The sequence below is a fragment of the Streptomyces sp. NPDC018693 genome (genome assembly GCF_044391385.1).
Classification (GTDB): domain Bacteria; phylum Actinomycetota; class Actinomycetes; order Streptomycetales; family Streptomycetaceae; genus Streptomyces.
The window spans coordinates 85,973-106,097 of sequence record NZ_JBIRZZ010000001.1 but is presented as its reverse complement, the minus strand read 5'-3'; the positions used below and the strand labels follow the sequence as shown (position 1 = coordinate 106,097).

Sequence of the window (20,125 nt, the reverse complement as noted above, 5' to 3'; positions counted from 1 at the left end):
TGAGCCGGTGAACGACCTCGCCTCCCTGCTGACCCCCGAGGGCCGTGCCCTCCTCGACGAGGTGCGCGGCACACGCCCCGCCGACGAACTGGCCGTGGCCACGCGGCTGCGCCGCGACCACCCCGCCGACCTGGTGTCCGCGGCGCTCGGCCAGGCCCGGCTGCGGCAGCGGGCGGAGGTGAAGTTCGGCGCCGAGGACGCGCACCGCATGTTCTTCACGCCCAACGGGGTGGAGCAGTCGACGCGGGCGAGCGTGGCGGCGTACCGGGCGGAGCGCTTCCAGGCGCTGGGCGTGCGGTCCGTCGCCGACCTGTGCTGCGGGATCGGCGGGGACGCGATCGCCCTCGCCCGGGCCGGGATCCGCGTCCTCGCCGTGGACCGCGACCCGGCGACGGCGGCGACGGCCCGGGCGAACGCCGAGGAACTCGGGCTCGGGGACCTGATCGAGGTCCGCGAGGCGGATGTGACGGAGGTCGACACGGCCGGCTTCGACGCCGTCTTCGTCGACCCGGCCCGACGCCGGGGCCGGGGCCGTGTCTTCGACCCCGAGGCGTACTCCCCGCCCCTGTCCTGGGCGATCGGCGCGGCCCGCACGGCCCCCAGGGCGGCGCTCAAGATCGCCCCCGGCATCCCGCACGAGGCGATCCCCGACGACGCCGAGGCCGAGTGGATCTCCGACGGCGGGGACGTGAAGGAGGCCGTGCTGTGGTTCGGCACGGAGCCCGGCGCCGTACGCGCCACCCTCCTCCCCGGCCGGCACACCCTCCTCGGCGCCGGCCTGCCCGACCCACCGGTCCGCCTCCTCGGCCGCTACCTCTACGAACCGGACGGCGCCGTCATCCGCGCCCACCTGGTCGCCGACGTCGCCGAGCAGCTGGCCGGCGGGCTCATCGACGCGACCATCGCCTACGTCACCGCCGACGAGCTGCGGCCCACCCCGTACGCCACCCCCTACGAGATCACCGACCACCTCCCCTTCAACGTCAAGAAGCTGAAGGCCCTGCTGCGGGAGCGCGAGGTCGGCGTCCTGACGGTGAAGAAGCGCGGCTCGGCCGTGGAGCCGGAGGAACTGCGCAGGAAGGTCAAGCCGCAGGGGCCGAACTCGGCGACGGTGTTCCTCACTCGGGTGGCGGGCGCGCCGACCATGCTCATCGGCGGGCCCGCGGCATGAAACAGAGCGGGCAGGACCCCGCCTCTCGGCGTGAGTCCTGCCCGTTCCCCGCTTCCCATTGGTCGGCCGACTAGTCCTCGTCGTCCTCGCAGAGGTCCTCAGGCAGCATGTGCCGCGCCACCTCAAGGAGCCGCTCCACCCGCGCCGGAGCCGTCTCGACCTCCTTCACCAGCCAGTAGGCGAGCAGGGCGCTGCCTTTGGACTCGCCGGACAGGATCTCCTGGTACAGCGACCAGGTCCCGGCCCGTACCGCGTCCTTGCACGCCTCGGCGAGGTCGTCGTCGTCGACGATGACGAACGACCAGAGGAGGTCCAGGAACTGGTTCTGAGCCGCCGCCGGGATGGTCCGGTCCGCCAGAGCGGCCATCAGCACCCGGGCGACGGGCACCACGGTCGGTGTCGCCCAGATCTCCTGGAGCACATGGAACTCGATGTCCCTCGGCCTGGCCTCCTCCCGCGTCCGCGCACGGGCCATCCGCAACAGTTCCCCGGGGACGTGATCCGCGGACTTGCACCTGCGGCAGGGGAGCGCGGACCAGTCGTACAGACCGATTTCCAACTCCATGGCATGCACGGCTTCGTACCCTTCCACACCGTGACGTCGTCCTGGACTGGCCCCGCTCGCCTGCTTTCGCACGGCGGATCTTCCTGGACTGAAGTTGTAGGAGTGAGATAAGTTCCCTACGACCACAATAACTTCATAAGCTTTTCATGATGCGGGGGAATGTGAAGATGCAGACGCATGCGCGTATGCGCGGCGTCGGGGGAACCATCGCACTCGCTCTCAGTTCCGCGCTCGCGGTCGGGCTGCTGCCCGCCACCGCGACGGCGGGCGTCGTTTCGGCGGCACCGGACACCCAGAAAGCACTGACCAGCTCTGGGGATTCCACGCTGTCCGAGGACGAGGCACGGGAGCAGGCCGTACGAACCGGCCGCAGCGTGGAGATCACCTCGATGCGCGGGGAAAGCGCCGAGGTGTTCGTGACACCCGACGGGGATCTGGAGAGACGGGAGTACCTACGTCCCGTACGGGCCCGGGTCGACGGTGAGTGGAAGCCGATCGACACGGCCCTGGCGCCGACCGGCAACGGCACGGTCGCGCCGAAGGTGGCCACCGTCGGGCTGGAGTTCTCCGGCGGCGGCACCGACGCACCGCTGGTGCGGATGACCAAGGCGGGCCGCGAGCTGGCGTTGTCCTGGCCCGGCGCGCTGCCCGCGCCCGAACTGGACGGCGCCACGGCGACGTACCGGGACGTCCTGCCGGACGTCGATCTGCGAATGGGCGCGCAGGAGGACGGGTTCACGCAGTTGCTCGTCGTCAACAGTGCGGCGGCCGCTGCCAGTCCGACCCTGGCCGAGCTGCGGCTCAGGCTCGCCGCCGACGGCATGGACATCGAACAGACCGAGGGCGGCAGCCTGGCCGCCGTCGACAAGGGCGCCGGCACTGCGGTGTTCGAGGCGCCAAGGCCGCAGATGTGGGACTCCAGCGACGGCAACGACACGAGCAACAGCAACAGCGCACCTCAGGTCCGTACGGCCGTCTTCTCGGCGAAGGCCACCGGCCCCACCGACGCCGGCCCCACCGAGTCCGCCAAGCTCGCCCCCGTCGGCGTGGAGCTCCCGCCCGGCGGACGCGAGCTGGTACTCAAGCCCGACCCGGACGTGCTCAAGGGCAAGGACACCAAGTACCCGGTGTTCATCGACCCCCAGTGGTACACGCCGCGCGCCACCGCGTGGACGATGGCGTCCAAGTACTGGGCGTCATCCCCGCAGTGGAAGTTCAACGGCAAGCCCGACGCCGGCCTCGGCTTCTGCAACTGGGACTACTGCGCCCCGCACGACACCAAGCGGCTCTTCTACCGGGTGCCCACCTCCAAGTACGCGGGACAGACGATCCTGTCCGCCGAGTTCGTGGTCCGCAACACCTGGTCGGCCTCGTGCTCGAAGCGCGAGGTGGAACTGTGGCGGACGAAGGACATCTCGGACCGGACGACGTGGAACTCGCAGAACGCCTCCGGGTTCTGGATCAAGCAACTGCGGTCCAGCTCGTTCGCGTACGGCTTCACGGGCTGCGCCGCCAAGGACGCCGAGTTCGATGTGAAGGCGGCGGTCCAGGAGGCCGCGAACGGCAAGTGGCCGACGATGACGTTCGGGCTGCGCGCCGGCAGCGAGAGCGACCGGTATGGCTGGAAGCGGTTCTCCGACAAGGCGTACCTGCGGGTGAAGTACAACCGCCCGCCGCGCCAGGTGAAGATGTCGCAGCTCGCCATGGAGTACGGCGGCACCTGCAAGGTCCCCGCCAGCGCACCCCGGGTCCGCACGCTCGGCAAGATCTACGCGAACAACATCACCGACCCGGACGACGACAATATCGCGGTGGAGTTCCAGGCGTCCTGGGACTCCGGTGACGGCAAGGGCATGATCGCCCGCTGGAAGCCCGCCCGGACCGGCTACAAGAAGTCCGGTTCCAGCTTCTCGATCAGCCTGCCTTCGTCGGTCCCGAAGAACAAGACAGTCAGCTGGTACGTCCGTTCGTACGACGGCGCCCAGCACTCCCCCTGGTCCCACGCGGGCGACGCGACCGGCTGCTACTTCGTCTACGACACCAGCGTGCCCAAGGCACCGGCCATCGCCTCGGGCCAGTACCCGGCCTCCGACCCGGAGGACCCGGAGGACCCGTGGCACGACGGGGTCGGCCAGTACGGCACCTTCTCGATCGACTCGCCCGAGTCCGACGTGGTCCGCTACCGCTACGGCTTCAACACCGACCCGTCCGGCTCCCACCAGATCACCACCAGCGGAGGCGCCGCCAAGTCCGTGAACCTGCTGCCGGCCAAGCCGGGCCTGAACTTCGTCACCGCGCAGGCGTTCGACCAGGCGGGCAACGGCTCCGAGATACGCACCTACCAGTTCCGGGTCAAGTCCGGGCAGCCCGAGCGGGCCACCTGGCGCCTCGACGAGCCCGCCGGTGCCACCACGGCCGCCGGTACGACGTCCCCGCGGACCGTGCGCCTGCACGGCGGCGCCACGCTCGGCGCCGAGGGCCGCACGGGCACCGCCCTCCACTTCGACGGCACGTCCGGGTACGCCGACTCCGACCTCACCGTGGTCGACACCTCGGAGAGCTTCTCCGTCGCGGCTTGGGCCCGCCTCGACCGGATGCCGGACAGCGCGGCGATCATCGCCGCCCAGCCGGGCAACCACTCGCCGGGCTTCGAGCTGTACTACTCCTCGTATTACGACCGGTGGGTGTTCAACCAGTACTCCTCCGACAAGGCCGGTGCCTCTCACGCCGTCGCCATGGCCGCGTCGCCGGGAGACGCCAAGGCGGGCGAATGGGCCCACTTGGTCGGCGTGTACGACGGCAAGGCCAAGCAGTTGCGGCTGTACGTGAACGGCAAGCTCGCCGGCTTCACCGCGTACTCCACCCCCTGGGAGGCCCGCCGGGGCCTGCAACTGGGCGCCGGCATCTACAGCGGCACCCGCAAGTCGTTCTTCCCCGGCACCATCGACGATCTGCGGATCTTCGACCGGGCCCTCAGCGCAGCGGAGGCGTCGCGACTCCAGCAGGGCCAGGACCTCACCAGCGGTCGCCCGGCCCGCGCGGTCTTCCCGCTCGACGAGGAGGCAAAGGACTCCGAGACCGTTGGAGCGGCCACCGAGCAGCCACTGACTCTGCACAGCGGGGCCACGGCGGGCGCCGCCGGGGTCGCGGGCAACGCCCTGACTCTCAACGGCACATCCGGGTACGCGGCCACTGGCCAGCCGGTGCTCAACACGGCCGGCTCGTACACGGTCTCGGCCTGGGCGAAGCTCCCCGAAGGCGTCACGACCGGTAACCGTACGGTGCTCAGCCAGAGCGGCACGTACTACAGCCCGTTCTACCTGTCGTACGAGTCGGGGCCGAACACCTGGAGCGTGCGCACCTCGCTGGAGGACGTCCAGGCGGGCAACATCAGTGAGCAGGTAGTGCGGGGCACACAGCCCGCGCGGCCCGGTGAGTGGACGCACCTGGTGGCCGTCCACGACGCCACCGCCAAGCAGATCCGCCTGTACGTCAACGGGCGGCTCCAGGGCACCGACGCGGCGCCCCGGACCTGGGAGGCACAAGGGCCCCTGCAGGTCGGGCGGACCATCTGGACGGGCAAATACGTCGACTACTTCCCCGGAAGCATCGACGACGTACGGCTCTTCGACCGGCCCGTCGCCGACGATGAGGTCCGCCAGATCTTCCAGCGGCGGCCCCTGGTCAAGAGCCGCTGGACGTTCGAGGAGACCACCGGAAGCGGTCCCGTCACCACCCCGAACGCGGTGGCCGGCGGCGGCGCGCTCACCCTGAACGGCGGCGCGAAGAAGTCCGACTCCGCCTTCATCGACTCCGGCAGCCTGGAGCTGGACGGCGTCGGCGGCTACGCGTCCACCACCTCCGTGCCGGTCGACACGAGCGCCAGCTACACCGTCACCGCCTGGGCCCAGGCGGCCGCGCTGCCGAAGAACGGAGTGACACTGGTCAGCGCCGAAGGCTCCACACAAAGCGCCTTCGCCGTCCGGTTCGTCCCGGATACCGCGGAGCCCGAGGGCCTCGGCCGCTGGGAGCTGACGGTCGCGGACAAGGACGGCTCGGACGCCACCGTCGTCCGCGTCGAGAACACCGAGTTCTTCGACGTGCGGGACTGGAACCACCTCGCCGTGGTTTATGACGGCTTCGCCAAGCAGGCCCGTCTGTACGTCAACGGCAACCTCCAGGTGGTCTCCTGCGGCGACAACAATGGCGACGGCGAGACCGACGAGAACGCGTGCGCGGACCGGGTTTCCTGGGCGGAGAACACGCTTGCCTTCAAGGCGGCCAAGTCCCTTCAGATCGGCCGTGCCAAGAACAGCGGCTCGTGGGGCGAGTACTTCCCCGGCCTGGTCGACGACGTCTGGACCTTCCAGGGCGCACTGAGCGACAAGCAGGTCGAGACACTCGCCGCCACCTGGATCGACATGCCGACCGAGGTGCCGGGCGTCGACTGACGGGCCTTCATCTGCTCTTTTCCTTACTCCCGGCCCGTCCCTCCGGGGACGGGCCGGTACCTCCCACAAGGACTGACGATCACTCATGTCTGGAACATCCAGATCGCGCCTGCATTCCGCGGTGCGACGAAGGGTGGCGCTGACCCTGTCCGCCGTCATGGTGGGCACGGTGCTGCAGACCGCCGCCGCTTCCGCGACCATCCCGAACAGCCCGACCACCGGGCGTGACCTGCCCGGCCTGCCGTCGGCCGAGAAGCCCGTCAAGGGCAAGGACATCCGCACGGGCGAGCCCCGCCCCGCCGCCGAGGGCCCGAGGACGCCCCGGGTCGCCCCGAAGGCCGCCTGGCCGAAGGAGGGCGCGGCACTGGTCAGCGTGGACCGGGCGGCCACCGGCAAGACGCCGGCCCGGTTCACCACCCGTACCGCCGACCAGGCCGTCAAGCGGGCCGCAGCCCAGGACAGCGCCGCCCAGGACGCCCCGGTCACCGCCCGCGTCCTCGCCCGCACCGCCGCCGAGCGCGCCGGTGTCAACGGCGTGCTCTTCACCCTGGAGGGCACCGGCACCGTCGACGCCCGCCTCGACTACTCCTCCTTCGCCGAGGCGTACGGCGGCGGTTACGGATCCCGGCTCACGCTGGTCGAGCTGCCCGCGTGCGCCCTGGACAAGCCCGACAAGGCGGAGTGCCGCACCGCGACCCCCGTCGAGACGGTCAACGACACCGAGCGGCAGACCCTGACCGCGCCGAAGACGGCCCTGCGCTCGTCCGGCCCGACGCTGCTCGCGGCCGTCGCCGCCGCCGAGGAGACCGCCGGGAAGGGCGACTACACCGCCACCCAGCTGTCCCCGTCCGCGACCTGGGACACCGACCTCAACACCGGGGACTTCAGCTGGTCGTACGACATCCCGGTGCCGGAGGTCCCCGGTGGGCTGACCCCGGACCTGGGGCTGTCCTACCAGTCGGGGCGGATCGACGGGCAGACCGGCACCACCAACAACCAGTCCTCCTGGGTCGGCGACGGCTTCGACCTGTGGTCCGGCTTCATCGAGCGCCGCTACAAGCCCTGCTCCGACGACGGCGTGAAGAACGCCGACGGGGACAAGCCCGGCGACCTGTGCTGGGGCTACGACAACGCGGTCATCACCTTCAACGGCAAGGGCGGCGAACTCGTCCCCACCGGCGCCGACGACTTCCGGTTCAAGCAGGACGACGGCAGCCGCATCAAGCGCCTGCGCTCCACCGACCGGGGCAACGGCGACAACGACGGTGAGTATTGGCGCCTGACCGACCCCAACGGGGTGCGCTACTACTTCGGCTACAACCGGCTGCCCGGCTGGGCCTCGGGCAAGGAGACCACCGACTCCACCTGGACGGTCCCGGTCTTCGGCGACGACTCCGGCGAGCCCTGCCACAAGACGGCCTTCGCGGACTCCTGGTGCCAGCAGGCGTGGCGCTGGAACCTCGACTACGTCGAGGACCCGCACGGCAACGCGGTCGCCTACTACTACGACCAGGAGAAGAACTCCTACGGCCGCAACCTCAAGGCCAAGGACAACACCCGCTATGTGCGCGGCGGCTCCCTGGACCGCGTCGAGTACGGCCTGAAGTCCACCGACCTGTACGGCACCAAGCCGCTCGCCAAGGTCGACTTCACCAGCTCGGAGCGCTGCCTGCCGGACTCGAAGACGACCTGCACGGACATCGGCAAGGACGCCTTCTACTGGTACGACACCCCCTGGGACCTCAACTGCGAGGCCGGCAAGGACTGCGACCAGGGCCGGCTGTCCCCGGTGTTCTTCACCCGCAAGCGGCTGACCGGTATCAGCACCGAGGTCCTCAAGGGCGACGCCCCCGCCAAGGTCGACTCCTGGACGCTGGACCACCGCTGGGGCAAGGCCGACATCGACTACCAGCTGCTGCTGGACTCCATCCAGCACACCGGGCACTCGGCGACCCCGGCGATCAAGCTGCCGAAGACCACCTTCGGCTACACCCAGCTCGCCAACCGGCTCGACAGGACCGGTGACGGCTACGCGCCGTTCATCAAGTCCCGGCTGTCCACCGTCACCGACGAGTACGGCGGCCAGGTCGACATCAACTACTCGGCACCCGCCTGCTCCTTCGGCGCGCTGCCGACCCCGGAGAAGAACACCACCCGCTGCTACCCGCAGTTCATCGGCGGCGACGCGAACGACGCGCCGGAGCGGCAGTGGTTCAACAAGTACGTCGTCACCTCCACCACCAAGACCGACCGCACCGGCGGCGCGCCCGACAGCGTCACCCAGTACGAGTACCTGGGCGGCGCGGCCTGGCACTTCGACACCGACGACGGCCTGACCAAGCAGAAGCACAAGACGTGGTCGCAGTGGCGCGGCTACGGGCACGTCCGGGTCAAGTCCGGCGGCCAGGGCGGCGCCATGAAGTCGCAGCAGGACACGTACTTCCTGCGCGGCATGGACGGCGACCGCGAGTCCGGCTCCGGCGGCACCAAGAAGGTGTCCGTCTCCCTCGGCTCCGGCGAGGGCGACCCGATCACCGACCACGAGTCGGCGGCCGGCTTCGCCTACAAGACCGTCGTGTACTCGGGCGTCGGCGGCAAGGCCCTGTCGAAGTCCGTCAGCCGGCCCTGGCACCACGAGACCGCGAAGAAGGTCCGCGACTGGGGCACCATCACCGCCAACCTCACCGGCACCGCCCGGACACAGTCCTGGACCTCCCTGGACGGCGGCGCCGGCACCTCCTGGGCGTCGACGGCGACGGAGTCGACGCACGACACCGTGGCCGGCCGGGTCACCCAGGTCAACGACCTCGGTGACACCAGCACCGCGGCCGACGACCGCTGCACCCGCACCACCTACGCCCCCGGCGACATCCTCACCCTCGTCGCCCGGGAGGAGACCGTCCTCGGCGCCTGCTCCCGGACCCCGGACCGCGCCAAGGACGTCGTCTCCGACGTGCGCACCGCCTACGACGGCGGCGAGTACGGCGCGGCCGCGACCAAGGGCGACGCCACCGCGTCCGCGACGCTGAAGAGCCACGACGGCAGCACGGCCACCTACCTGGAGTCCAAGGCCACCTTCGACTCCTACGGCCGGCAGCTCACCACCACCGACCTGACCGCCGACGTGAAGGTCACCGGCACGGGCGCGCCCGTCCGCACGGCCCGCACGGACGGCCGTACGACGACCACCGCCTACAGTCCCGCCGGCGGCTTCCCCACCAAGGTCACCGAGACCAGCCCGCCCGCCACACCGGGCGTCGCGTCGACGGCGCAGACCACGGTGACCGAGTTCGAGTCGCTGCGCGGCCGGCCGTCCGCCCAGGTCGACCCCAACAATAAGCGGTCCGAGTTCACGTACGACGCCCTCGGCCGCTCGCACAAGATCTGGCTGCCCGACCGGCGCACCAGCCAGACCCCGAGCTACGAGTTCACCTACTTCATCGACGAGGGCAAGCCGGCCGCGATCCGCACCCAGACCGTCGACAACAACGGCGGCCAGCGCGCCTCGTACGTCATCTACGACGGTTTCCTGCGGGAGCGCCAGACCCAGTCGCCGGGCCCGGACGGCGGCCGGATCCTCACGGACGTCTTCTACGACGAGCGCGGCCTGACCGCGCGGACGTTCGCGCCGTACCACAACGACCAGGCCGCCCCCAACCGCGCCCTGTTCAAGCCGGCCGACGCACTCACCGTGGAGACCCAGACCTGGCACACCTACGACGGGCTCGGCCGGGAGACGGAAACCCGGGACGTCGCCGGCAACGGTGACGGCGGCGCCGTCCTCGGCATCACCCGCACGATCTACGGCGGCGACCGCACCACCGTCATCCCGCCGGAGGGCGGCACCGCGACGACCGCGATCGCCAACGCCCGCGGCCTGGTCACCGAGCTGCGCCAGCACCACACCCGCAGCGCCGACGCCGCCTACGACACCACCAAGTACGGGTACACCCCGAAGGACCAGCTGGAGAAGGTCACCGACCCGGCCGGCAACAGCTGGGGCTACGGCTACGACCAGCGCGGCCGTGAGACCCAGACGGAGGACCCCGACCGGGGCACCACGATCCGCACCTACGACGACCGCGGCCTCCTCACCACCAGCAAGGACGCCCGCGGTACCGTCCTCGCCCACGTCTACGACGGCCTGGACCGCCGGACCGAGCTGCGTGAGGGATCCGCCACCGGCACCCTGCGCGCCAAGTGGACGTACGACACCGTCAGCGGCGCCAAGGGCCTCCTCGCCGAGGCCACCCGCTACCTCGGCGGCGCCGCGTACACCTCCAAGGTCACCCAGTACGACCGTCTGTACCGCCCGATGCGCACCGCGGTCGTCGTCCCGGAGCGGGAGGGCGCCCTCGCCGGCACCTACGAGACCGGTACCGCATACACGCCGTCCGGTCAGGTCCGGGGCGTCAGCTACTCGGCGGCCGGCGCACTGCCAGGCGGCAGCTACGTGTACAGCTACGCGCCGGACACTCTGTGGCCCGTCTCGGTGCTGGGCAACGGCGTCGAGTCCGAGACCAGCTACTCCAAGACCGGCAAGCCGCTCCAGTACAAGATGTACGGCACCGCGGCCGGGGCCAAGCCGGTCCAGGTGACCAACACCTACGAGTGGGGCACCCAGCGCCTGGCGACCACCCGGGTCGACCGGCAGGACGTGGCCGGCGTCGACCGGCACCACACGTACCGCTACGACCAATCGGGCAACATCCTGTCCGTCTCGGACGTATCCCGCTCCGGCACCGACACCCAGTGCTTCGGCTACGACCACCTCCAGCGACTGACGCAGGCGTGGACACAGGGCGACAAGACCTGCGTCGCCGCCCCGTCCGGCGGCAAGGTCGGCGGCCCGGCGCCGTACTGGCAGTCGTACACCTACGACAAGACCGGCAACCGTCTCACCGAGACCCTGCACGACCCCTCGGGTGACAGCGCGAAGAACACCGAGCGGACCTACGCCTACCCGACCCCGGGCGGCGCCCACCCGCACGGCCTGGACTCGGTCACCACGCGCCGTCCCGACGGCACCAGCACCAAGGTGTCCTACGGCTACGACGCGACCGGCAACACCACCACCCGCGGCGGCCAGTCGCTGGAGTGGGACGCCGAGGGCCATCTGGCCAAGGTCACCGAGGGCGGGAAGGTCACCGAGTACGTCTACGGCGCCGACGGCAGCCGGCTGATCGGCCGCACCGGTTCGGCGACCACGCTCTACCTGGGCCACACCGAGGTCACCCTCACCAAGGGGGCCGACAAGGCGAAGGCGACCCGCTACACCCCGCTCGGCGGCGGCAACCAGGCCGTCAAGTCCGACAACGGGACCATCACCTTCACCCTCGCCGACCACCAGGGCACCGGCCAGCTCGCGGTCGACGCGGCCACGCAGCAGCTGACCCAGCGCCGTACGCTGCCGTTCGGCGGCATCCGCGGCACTCCGCCCACCGCGTGGGTCGGCACCCGGGGCTTCGTCGGCGGCACCGACGAGACCTCGGACACCGGGCTCGTCCACCTCGGCGCCCGTGAGTACGACCCCACGACCGGCCGCTTCCTCAGCGTCGACCCGGTCATGGACCTCACGGACCCGCAGCAGCTCAACGGCTACGCGTACGCCGAGAACTCGCCCATCACCTTCAGTGACAGCAACGGTCAGTGGAAGTTCCTGGACGACCTCGTCAAAAAGGGCAAGAAGGCTGCATCCGGCTTCAAGAACGGCGTCGTCGACGGGTACTACGACGTCGCCGAGGGCTTCTACACAGTCACCGACACCTTCGGATGGACGAAGGGGAACGCCCAGAAGATCAGGAACGACCGCGAGGGCAAGGGCCTGGTCAGCGTCTACCAGACCGTCCGAGGCCCGGATCAGTCCGGCGCCTGGTACAAGATCTCGTACTGGATCGGCAAGTTCCTCGTCCCGTTTCTGCCGGGGGCGAGCGGCACCGGCGCGGCAGCCAAGGTGGCATCGAAGCCGGGCAGCGCCGTGAAGGCTGTCAGGGGCATCCTCGGGAACCTGTTCGCCGGAGCGGCGAAGAAGTCGGAGCCGCCGAGGGCGGCGCCCAAGCCCCCACCGGTGCGGGTCAGTTCGCGGGGCGCGGGCGGGAAGAGTGCGCCCGTCGTGGAGGTCCAGAAGGCTCCGCAGGGCTGGACGCACGCTGGCCAGATGGAAAAGGCGTCGTCCCAGGTCGCCGACTTCGCCCTCAAGAACTACTCGAGGAGTAAGAGGAACAAGACCTATGTCGGCGCCTACAACATCGAGACGGGGGACATCGCCCTCGCCCAGTCCGGTGGGTGCAAGCCCGGTCCCAGCTACTGCGCCGAGGGCAACGCCGTGTGGGCGCTCGGCGGCGACCCCACAAAGGTCCGGTTCACCATCGCCTACACAGTGAAGGAGGAAGCGGGTGGCCATCCGGTGGCGGTGATGAAGCCGGTGTGCAGGAGGTGCCAGGTGGACTTTCGGTCTCCATTCCAGTTTCAATCGGGCGCCGAGCCGCAGGAGGGCGGCATCTGGTTCTACGGGTTTTTCTGAGGGGAAACGATCGATGGACGCCATGGAGTTGGAGCTCAGCCTGTATGACTGGTCCGCGCTCCCATGCCACAGCTGCGAGTCCGCCGAGCATGTGCCCGGGGAGTTGCTGCGAGTGGCCCGTGCGCGGACACCCGAGGAGGCTGTGCCGAGGGACATCGAGTTCCATGTGATTCAGGACAGCTGGGCGACGGAGACCGCTGTCCCGGTCGCCCGGGCCCTGATGGCAGGGCTGGCCGACCCACGTCTGACGCCGACGGCACGACACCACTGCCTCGACCTGCTCTCCTCGTTCGTCATCGTGGATGACGACGACATCGCGGAGGCGTGCAAGGACGCGGCCCGCTCCGGCATATGGACGCTCTACGAGGAAGTACTGTCCGGCCGCGCTCCGGGCACCGCCCTGTTGGCCTACTGGGTCCTGTACGAGGTGGAGACCGTCCCGGCGCGGCTGGAACAGATCCTGAAGGTGGCACGCCATCTGCTGCCGGAGGACCTGCGCATGGACTGACCGCCTGACAAACGAACGGGCAGGACACCCACCGAGAGGGCGGGCGCCCTGCCCGTTCCGTTCCTCCGGCGAGACCATCGAGAACCCAGGCATGGAGTGAAATGACCAAGACGGTGATTCCGGTCAGGCCCCCGGCCGGCGCGGAGCAGTGGATCGTGCACTCCTCCGAGGAGGAGCCGTGGACGATCAGGGTGGTGGCTTCCGACGGGCGATCGTACGAGGCCGGCGGAGCCGATCTCTTCCTCTCGCTTCAGGAGGTGAGGAGACAGACCGAGGAGCAGGGCGTGCTGCTGTGCTGCAACGGTGCCAGGGTCAACGCCCGGCCCTCACCGCAGGCGAGCGCGTTCGGCGGCGGCATGGTGTATCTCCTGCCGTCTCTGCGGAACCCGGGTCCGGAGGATCTGGTTCCGCTGCTCGCTCCGGCTCCCGCCGACCAGGTGGGCACGGTGGCCGAGCAGGAGGCGTTCTGGTCCGCGTACCAGTCGTCCACCCGTTCCACCTTGCGGGCGCTGAGCCCCGTCGCCCCGCTGGTCCGACTCGCCCGCACGGTCCGTCGGCCGCCCGCCTGGGTGCCCGAGGAGAAGGAGGGCGTCACGGTGTGGAGGCGGGTTTCGAGAGGATGAAGGTCATGGACGCCATGGAGTTGGAGCTGAGCCTGTACGACTGGTCCGCACTCCCGTGCCGTAGCTGCAAGTCCGCGGAGCACGTCCCCGGAGAGCTGCTGCGGATGGCCCGCGCGCGGACGCCGGAGGAAGCCAAGCCGAGGGACATCGAGTTCCACGTGCTCCAGGACAGCTGGGCGACAAAGACCGCCGTCCCCGTCGCCCGAGCACTGACGGCCTTCGGCGGGGTCCGGGGCACGCCGCCCACCGCGTGGGTCGGCACCCGGGGCTTCGTCGGCGGCACCAACGAGACCTCCGGTGGTGTCGAAGCCGGGCAGCGCCGTGCAGATCCACGTGTATGACGAGGCAAAGTCGCTTGAGCAGGAGGGCGCATGGGAACGAGCTGCCTACGCTTCGGAGGACCAGTTCTACTTCAACGGGAGGCGCTGATGGCTGATCGTGCGGCATGGCTGCGGGTACTGGCCCAAATGACTGACCAGCCGGGTCGGGCGAGCCTGGGTGCGTGCCCGGACTGCGGCCAGGACCGGCTCCAGGTCAGATACATCGTCCACCCCGACAGCCGGGTCGGGTACGTGCTCCTGTGGTGCGGAGCCTGTCTGCACGGCATCTCCGTCTCCCGAGTCCGGGCACCGGAAGGTATGCCGACATGGTCGATCGACGATCCGGCGTCGGTCGACGGCGTGCCGGACTTCACCCGCCATGAGTAACGCAGGGCCGCGCGATATCAAGCACGCCATGAGTGCCATGGAGTTGGAGATCGGTCTGTACGACTGGTCCACGCTCCCGTGCCGTAGGTGCAAGTCCGCGGAGCACGTGCCCGGGGATCTGCTACGGATGGCCCGCGCACAGACACTGGAGGAGGCAGAGCCGACCGGTATCGACTTCCACGTGATCCAGGACAGCTGGACGACCAGGACCGCCGTCCCTGTCAGCCGGGCCCTGATGGCTGGACTCGCGGACCGAAGCATCTCGCCGGCGGCCCGGCACCAGTTCCTTTACCTGCTCAGTTCGTTCGTCGTCGTCGACGACGACGACATCGCCGAGGCGTGCAAGGACGCGGTACGGGCCGGCATCTGGGCCTTGTACGAGGAGGTGCTCTCCGGCCGGGCCAAGGGCACCGCCGGCTATGCCTACTGGCTCCTGCAGGATGTGGAGACCGAGCCGGCCCGGCTGGAGCGGCTGCTCTTGGTGGCGAGGGATCTGCTGCCGGAGGGCCTGGACTAGCCAACTGCTGAATCGCAAGGGGACGGATAGGACTCACGCCGAGGAGGCGGGCGCCCTGCCCGTTCCGTTCCTCCGGCGAGACCATCGAGAACCCAGGCATGGAGTGAAATGACCAAGACGGTGATTCCGGTCAGGCCCCCGGCCGGCGCGGAGCAGTGGATCGTGCACTCCTCCGAGGAGGAGCCGTGGACGATCAGGGTGGTGGCTTCCGACGGGCGATCGTACGAGGCCGGCGGAGCCGATCTCTTCCTCTCGCTTCAGGAGGTGAGGAGACAGACCGAGGAGCAGGGCGTGCTGCTGTGCTGCAACGGTGCCAGGGTCAACGCCCGGCCCTCACCGCAGGCGAGCGCGTTCGGCGGCGGCATGGTGTATCTCCTGCCGTCTCTGCGGAACCCGGGTCCGGAGGATCTGGTTCCGCTGCTCGCTCCGGCTCCCGCCGACCAGGTGGGCACGGTGGCCGAGCAGGAGGCGTTCTGGTCCGCGTACCAGTCGTCCACCCGTTCCACCTTGCGGGCGCTGAGCCCCGTCGCCCCGCTGGTCCGACTCGCCCGCACGGTCCGTCGGCCGCCCGCCTGGGTGCCCGAGGAGAAGGAGGGCGTCACGGTGTGGAGGCGGGTTTCGAGAGGATGAAGGTCATGGACGCCATGGAGTTGGAGCTGAGCCTGTACGACTGGTCCGCACTCCCGTGCCGTAGATGCAGGTCCGCGGAGCATGTCCCCGGAGAGCTGCTGCGGATGGCCCGCGCGCGGACGCCGGAGGAAGCCAAGCCGAGGGGCATCGAGTTCCACGTGCTCCAGGACAGCTGGGCGACAAAGACCGCCGTCCCTGTCGCCCGAGCCCTGATGGCCGGCCTGGCGGACCGGAGTATCTCGCCAGCCGCCCGGCATCAGTTCCTGGACCTGCTCTCCTCGTTCGTCGTCGTGGATGAGGACGACATTGCCGAGGCGTGCAAGGACGTGGTGCGGGCCGGGACTTGGTCCTTGTACGAAGAGGTGCTCTCGGGTCGGGCCATGGGCACCGCCCTCTTCGCCTACTGGCTCCTGAAGGAGGTGGAGACCACTCCGGACCGAGTGGAGCGGCTCCTTCAGGTGGCCCGGAGCAAGCTGCCGGAGGACCTGTGCGACGACTGACCGGCTGGCTGTCCCGCGCCGGTGGTGCGGCATGACGGAGTGCATTGACCTTTCGGACTACGACTACATGGACTTCCCGCTTCCGCTGCTCTGCGTCGGATGGCTCGGAAGGGACCACGGGATTCAGCAGGGGAATCAGCCCCCCATGTCCCGGGAGGTCGTGGACGCGTTCGAGCGTGCGTCGCTTCGGGTGGTGAGCCGGACACTGGGGGAACACGACTGCGCGTTCTGCCCGGAGGAGGCTGCCGCGACAGGGAACGGGGAGTACCGGTATTACGCGCACGACGGTCTGACGTACACCGCACCCGTCATGGTCAGGCACTATGTGCGCGACCACGGATATCGACTGCCCGCACCCTTGCAGCAAAGCCTCCTCGACACCCGCCCGCTGCCTTGGGACACCCGGGCAGAGCGGCTCGCGGGCCTCGTTGCGGACCCGGCCGAGGACATCATCGCCCGGTGCTTGGCCGTCTCCGACCTGGTCCACTGGCAGGACCGCCGTACGGTCGACGCGCTGGAACTGGCCGCGCTTGACGAGGAGTTGGTCGACCTCGTGGGGCGTGAGATCGGGAGGTCGCTGAAAGAGGCCCTTGAGGGCACGCCAGGAGCGCAACTGAGCACGAATGAGGGGGATTTCCCGCTCGAAGTTCGGGCGGGACTCGTCGGCGACCGGCGTGACCCGGCGGGCCAGGCGCGCCAGTCAAACCGAGATCGTCCCAGGCAGGTTAGGTTTCCTTCTTCGAGCCGACGTGCTGGAGACGGATGATGGAGCAGGACGAGGCCCTGCAACTCGCGGTGGCGTTTCTCGCACACAGCCGGCGCGATGACGAGCCGTCTCTCGCCATCGACGCAGAGCGGGTCCGTGAGAGCAACGGGCTCCTGATCGTGCCCTACAACTCTGTGCAGTACCTCGCCTCGCGTGATGTGAGAGAGCAGCTGTTGGACTGCCGGCCCATCCTCGTCGACCTAGAACGCGGAGACGTGCGGTTCGGGACCCTGGACGAGCGGCATCTTTGGAAGAACCCGAGGCGTTGACCCGAAGGAGGGCGTCCGGCTACTGCGTAGCCCCATTGGCTGCTCGGGCGCTCAGCCCGCACGATCAGGACTGAGCGTGGGCCTGGGCACGGCCTGATAGCCCGCGATCTTCGCCGGTCGCCCGGACGGAGTCCCCCCAGCAGGTCCTGATGTCTCGCTCCGCGCAGCTCATGACAGCTCTCGATGCCCTGGATCGCGCCTTCGCCTCAGAGGAGCCCTTCCTCGTCGAAGGGTGCACCTACTGCTACGGCGAGCAGAACTTTGCCGAACTCTCCGGACCACTGCACCTCATACCCGACGACATGGTGACCTCGGTCGCCATGGAGGTACCCGATCACTGGAACGACTTCCCGCGTCTGTACCGCCGTCTCGTCCCGCGCATCATCCGCGCCCTCGCCACCGGTCGGCTCCACGTCGACGAGGAGCTCATCGCCTCCCGACTGGTCCAGGCGGGCTGGACCACCTGGGACGCGCCCCTGACCGAGGCGCTTCGCGACGTCTGGTCCGCCTGGTGGCAGAGTACTCTGCACACCGAACCCGGCCCAATGCGTGTCAGGCAGGTCCTCAGCCTCATCACCGTCGCCACCAACAGCCTCCGTCCCTGGCTGAACACCTGGACCGCGACCTGTACCCCGGCCGCCGACGCTCAGCTGGCGGACCTCGTCGACGACGTGATGTTCGAGTTCGAGATCACCGACCTGAGCATGGGCTCCTACGGTGAGTACCACGCCACCGCCGAGCTGCTGGGCTGGCTTCTCACCGACGTACGCGACCGCTTCACCGACGCACGTCTCGACGACCCCTTCTTCCTGGAACACCTCCGGACACTTGCTCAGCAGCCCAACTGACGGGCTCGCCGTCGAGCCGACCATCATCCGAACCTTCGTGACCGGGCTCGTTACACAGCCGCCTCCCGTCGGCGCCCTGCGGGATGTCGACGGGAGGAGCGTTCCGGGAAACACGAGCAAGCCGGCGATCGCCGTCACAGCCACCTGCGCGGCGGTCGCTCGCACGGCTCCCGGTGGGTGTACACCGGGGGCGGGAAGCCGGTGCCGGACTCCGGGACGTACTCGTCGTACTCCTGGCCGGGCTCGATCCGCTTGCCGCAGCGCTCGCAGTGGACCCAGTGGCGCGTGCTCAGCCGGTACAGCAGGCGGCCCGTGTCGCACAGATGCCCCGACTGGCCACCGCACGTCGACGCGCAGGCCATGGCGTGGCTGACGGCCCCCGGCCAGGCACGGGTGCCGACGCAGGGGCGGCAGGCACGCGGGAACCAGCGCTCGGGCGGGGCCTGCTCGCCGAGATCGATGGCCGACTCGGTGTTCAGCTCGTGGTGGCACCACACGCACGCGGTGCCGCGCTGCTGCTCGTCATCCAGCTCGTGGCGGGCGGGCAGACCCAGCACCGCAAGCACCTCCGGCGTGATCTCCAAGGTGGCGCTCAACGGGCCACCCCCGCACCGCAGCGCGCGCACTCGCACGGCGGGTACGCGGTGCTCATCACGGGCGGCAGCGGCTGGTTGCCGTACGCCACGGTGTCAGGCGGCGAGTCTGTACTTCTCATGGTGCTGACGCTCCTTCACAGCGTTGACCGCGCCCCGGAGGCAGGTCACCTGGCCGGGGCTCGTGTGTTCATGCTGCTGCGGAGCGTGAGCGGTGAGTTTCACGGCTGGTGAAACATCCTCAGGCCAATCCGATCCAGGTGGCGAAGCCGGACAGCGATTCCTTGCTGTACCGCTCCATGTGGATCAGCGTCTGTACCGTCTCCCGCACCTGAGGGTGGTTCCGGGTCTGCTCGGGGGCGATCCGGCGCGCGGCCTGAAGAGCGGCGAACGCCTTCTCCCGGTTGCCGTAGTCGAGCCATCCCTTCGCGGCGTCCATGTACCAGCGGGCTGCCCGCACCGGGGCCGCGTTCGCGGGGAGGCGGGTCCGCTGGGTCCGGCGGACGACCTCCGGTCCGTCGTGCAGCTCCACCGCCACCCCGAGCCGGTGCATGGCCACGTTGGTCGGGCCGAACTCCAGGCCGTAGTGGTTGGCGTCGTGTCCCAGCCGCCGGGCGGCCTCGGCTGCGGCGTCGAGGTGGGCCTGAGCGGTCTGCGCGTTGCCCGCGCGTGCGGCGAACATGGCGGAGCGCAGATGGACGGCGCCGTGCACGCTGAGCGTCGGCTCGTCCATGCGGCCGATGTCCTCACCCACGTCGTGCCGCACGCGGTCCAGAAGGCGCATGCCGCGGTCGTACGCGGCGCCTTGGAGGAACAGGGTCGAACGCTGCCACTGCGTACGCCCGACCCTCAGAGGGTCACCGGACTCCCGAGCCGCCCACTGCACACGGTCCATGGCCTGCGAGCGCAGGTCGAACAAGCCGAGCGCGTAGGCGATCGCCGTGACGCCCGAGTACGCCTCCGCGAGCAGGCCGAACAGCCGTTCCTGCTGGGCTCCTTCTGCCGCATGGCAGGCCGCCGAGAGTTCGTCGAGCAACGGCGGCAGCATCGCGCCCAGTTGCGCGTAGCGGGCCTTGCGGCCGAGGGCGGAGGCGTTCGCCACGTCGGCGGCCAGCTCGTCGTGCGATCGCACGGGCAGGTCGTCGTCAGGCAGGTCCCAGGACAGCATGGCCGTCTGGATGTCCGGGATCGTGGCGTGTACGCGGCCGCGCTGCGGATCCTCGTACGGCTGGCCGGTGAGCTGTTCCAGGCGCACACCGAGTGCCCGGGCGGCGCCTGCGGTGAGCGACGGTGTGGCCGGCTTGTGGCCCCGTTCGACCTGGGCGATCAGGGACTTCGAGCAGGGGATGCGCTGAGCGAGCTGGAGCTGCGTCAGGCCGCGTGCCTTGCGCGCCTGGGCGATGCGCCGCCCGATCCGCTCACCAGCTCGTTCGTCCGCGTACGGCATGAGGGGA

General features: G+C 69.7%; 17 protein-coding genes. 13 read left to right on the top strand and 4 right to left on the bottom strand.

Annotation, left to right across the window (positions count from 1 at the left end; all coding sequences use genetic code 11):
- Positions 1-7 precede the first annotated feature (7 nt).
- Positions 8-1,171: a methyltransferase domain-containing protein gene (locus ACH5AC_RS00560; RefSeq protein ID WP_398859300.1), complete on the top strand. Its 1,164-nt coding sequence runs from the start codon at positions 8-10 to the stop codon at positions 1,169-1,171.
- A gap of 70 nt (positions 1,172-1,241) precedes the next feature.
- On the opposite strand, the gene ACH5AC_RS00555 is transcribed toward ACH5AC_RS00560, so the two are convergent.
- Positions 1,242-1,736 (bottom strand): hypothetical protein, encoded by a 495-nt coding sequence (locus tag ACH5AC_RS00555; RefSeq protein ID WP_398859299.1) that lies wholly within the window; start codon positions 1,734-1,736, stop codon positions 1,242-1,244.
- A 167-nt stretch (positions 1,737-1,903) separates the two neighbouring features.
- Between ACH5AC_RS00555 and ACH5AC_RS00550 the strand changes: the two genes are divergently transcribed.
- The 12 genes from ACH5AC_RS00550 to ACH5AC_RS00495 all read left to right on the top strand — a co-directional run bounded on the left by ACH5AC_RS00550 (position 1,904) and on the right by ACH5AC_RS00495 (position 18,078).
- On the top strand, positions 1,904-6,187 hold the full coding sequence (locus tag ACH5AC_RS00550; protein ID WP_398859298.1) for a LamG-like jellyroll fold domain-containing protein: 4,284 nt from the start codon (positions 1,904-1,906) through the stop codon (positions 6,185-6,187).
- 157 nt (positions 6,188-6,344) lie between these two features.
- Positions 6,345-12,710 carry an RHS repeat domain-containing protein gene (locus tag ACH5AC_RS00545; RefSeq protein ID WP_398860041.1) on the top strand — a complete coding sequence of 2,122 codons (6,366 nt, stop codon included), beginning with the start codon at positions 6,345-6,347 and terminating at the stop codon, positions 12,708-12,710.
- A gap of 13 nt (positions 12,711-12,723) precedes the next feature.
- Positions 12,724-13,218, top strand: a complete 495-nt coding sequence (locus ACH5AC_RS00540; RefSeq protein ID WP_398859297.1) for a hypothetical protein — start codon at positions 12,724-12,726, stop codon at positions 13,216-13,218.
- A 101-nt stretch (positions 13,219-13,319) separates the two neighbouring features.
- Positions 13,320-13,841, top strand: coding sequence for a hypothetical protein (locus ACH5AC_RS00535; protein WP_398859293.1), 522 nt, complete (start codon positions 13,320-13,322; stop codon positions 13,839-13,841).
- Positions 13,817-14,182: a hypothetical protein gene (locus ACH5AC_RS00530; protein ID WP_398859296.1), complete on the top strand. Its 366-nt coding sequence runs from the start codon at positions 13,817-13,819 to the stop codon at positions 14,180-14,182. Before ACH5AC_RS00535 ends, ACH5AC_RS00530 begins: the two co-directional genes overlap by 25 nt.
- A gap of 126 nt (positions 14,183-14,308) precedes the next feature.
- Positions 14,309-14,548 carry a hypothetical protein gene (locus ACH5AC_RS00525; protein WP_398859295.1) on the top strand — a complete coding sequence of 80 codons (240 nt, stop codon included), beginning with the start codon at positions 14,309-14,311 and terminating at the stop codon, positions 14,546-14,548.
- A 28-nt stretch (positions 14,549-14,576) separates the two neighbouring features.
- Positions 14,577-15,065, top strand: a complete 489-nt coding sequence (locus tag ACH5AC_RS00520) for a hypothetical protein (protein WP_398859294.1) — start codon at positions 14,577-14,579, stop codon at positions 15,063-15,065.
- Positions 15,066-15,173: 108 nt separating this feature from the next.
- A complete protein-coding gene (locus ACH5AC_RS00515; protein WP_398859293.1) occupies positions 15,174-15,695 on the top strand; it encodes a hypothetical protein in 522 nt (173 codons plus the stop codon).
- Positions 15,671-16,195, top strand: a complete 525-nt coding sequence (locus tag ACH5AC_RS00510) for a hypothetical protein (protein ID WP_398859292.1) — start codon at positions 15,671-15,673, stop codon at positions 16,193-16,195. Before ACH5AC_RS00515 ends, ACH5AC_RS00510 begins: the two co-directional genes overlap by 25 nt.
- A 31-nt stretch (positions 16,196-16,226) precedes the next feature.
- Entirely contained in the window at positions 16,227-16,961 is a 735-nt protein-coding gene (locus ACH5AC_RS00505) for a hypothetical protein (RefSeq protein ID WP_398859291.1), read from the top strand.
- Positions 16,958-17,230, top strand: a complete 273-nt coding sequence (locus ACH5AC_RS00500; RefSeq protein ID WP_398859290.1) for a YrhB domain-containing protein — start codon at positions 16,958-16,960, stop codon at positions 17,228-17,230. Before ACH5AC_RS00505 ends, ACH5AC_RS00500 begins: the two co-directional genes overlap by 4 nt.
- 149 nt (positions 17,231-17,379) lie before the next feature.
- Complete coding sequence (locus ACH5AC_RS00495; protein WP_398859289.1) at positions 17,380-18,078, top strand: hypothetical protein; 699 nt, start codon at positions 17,380-17,382, stop codon at positions 18,076-18,078.
- Positions 18,079-18,212: 134 nt separating this feature from the next.
- Here ACH5AC_RS00495 and ACH5AC_RS00490 read toward each other — a convergent pair whose 3' ends face one another.
- The 3 genes from ACH5AC_RS00490 to ACH5AC_RS00480 form a co-directional block, all read right to left on the bottom strand.
- Complete coding sequence (locus tag ACH5AC_RS00490) at positions 18,213-18,674, bottom strand: hypothetical protein (protein ID WP_398859288.1); 462 nt, start codon at positions 18,672-18,674, stop codon at positions 18,213-18,215.
- Positions 18,671-18,793: a hypothetical protein gene (locus tag ACH5AC_RS00485; RefSeq protein WP_398859287.1), complete on the bottom strand. Its 123-nt coding sequence runs from the start codon at positions 18,791-18,793 to the stop codon at positions 18,671-18,673. The genes ACH5AC_RS00490 and ACH5AC_RS00485 overlap by 4 nt, the downstream gene beginning before the upstream one ends.
- Before the next feature lie 119 nt (positions 18,794-18,912).
- A complete protein-coding gene (locus ACH5AC_RS00480; protein WP_398859286.1) occupies positions 18,913-20,118 on the bottom strand; it encodes a helix-turn-helix domain-containing protein in 1,206 nt (401 codons plus the stop codon).
- Between the last annotated feature and the right edge of the window lie 7 nt (positions 20,119-20,125).

Bases quoted from the DNA above. Each gene is read 5' to 3' on its own strand.
- ACH5AC_RS00555 (WP_398859299.1), bottom strand. From the start codon at position 1,736: ATGGAGTTGGAAATCGGTCTGTACGACTGGTCCGCGCTCCCCTGCCGC.
- ACH5AC_RS00550 (WP_398859298.1), top strand. From the start codon at position 1,904: ATGCAGACGCATGCGCGTATGCGCGGCGTCGGGGGAACCATCGCACTC.
- ACH5AC_RS00545 (WP_398860041.1), top strand. From the start codon at position 6,345: ATGGTGGGCACGGTGCTGCAGACCGCCGCCGCTTCCGCGACCATCCCG.
- ACH5AC_RS00540 (WP_398859297.1), top strand. From the start codon at position 12,724: ATGGACGCCATGGAGTTGGAGCTCAGCCTGTATGACTGGTCCGCGCTC.
- ACH5AC_RS00535 (WP_398859293.1), top strand. From the start codon at position 13,320: ATGACCAAGACGGTGATTCCGGTCAGGCCCCCGGCCGGCGCGGAGCAG.
- ACH5AC_RS00525 (WP_398859295.1), top strand. From the start codon at position 14,309: ATGACTGACCAGCCGGGTCGGGCGAGCCTGGGTGCGTGCCCGGACTGC.
- ACH5AC_RS00520 (WP_398859294.1), top strand. From the start codon at position 14,577: ATGAGTGCCATGGAGTTGGAGATCGGTCTGTACGACTGGTCCACGCTC.
- ACH5AC_RS00515 (WP_398859293.1), top strand. From the start codon at position 15,174: ATGACCAAGACGGTGATTCCGGTCAGGCCCCCGGCCGGCGCGGAGCAG.
- ACH5AC_RS00505 (WP_398859291.1), top strand. From the start codon at position 16,227: ATGACGGAGTGCATTGACCTTTCGGACTACGACTACATGGACTTCCCG.
- ACH5AC_RS00500 (WP_398859290.1), top strand. From the start codon at position 16,958: ATGATGGAGCAGGACGAGGCCCTGCAACTCGCGGTGGCGTTTCTCGCA.
- ACH5AC_RS00495 (WP_398859289.1), top strand. From the start codon at position 17,380: ATGTCTCGCTCCGCGCAGCTCATGACAGCTCTCGATGCCCTGGATCGC.
- ACH5AC_RS00485 (WP_398859287.1), bottom strand. From the start codon at position 18,793: ATGAGAAGTACAGACTCGCCGCCTGACACCGTGGCGTACGGCAACCAG.
- ACH5AC_RS00480 (WP_398859286.1), bottom strand. From the start codon at position 20,118: ATGCCGTACGCGGACGAACGAGCTGGTGAGCGGATCGGGCGGCGCATC.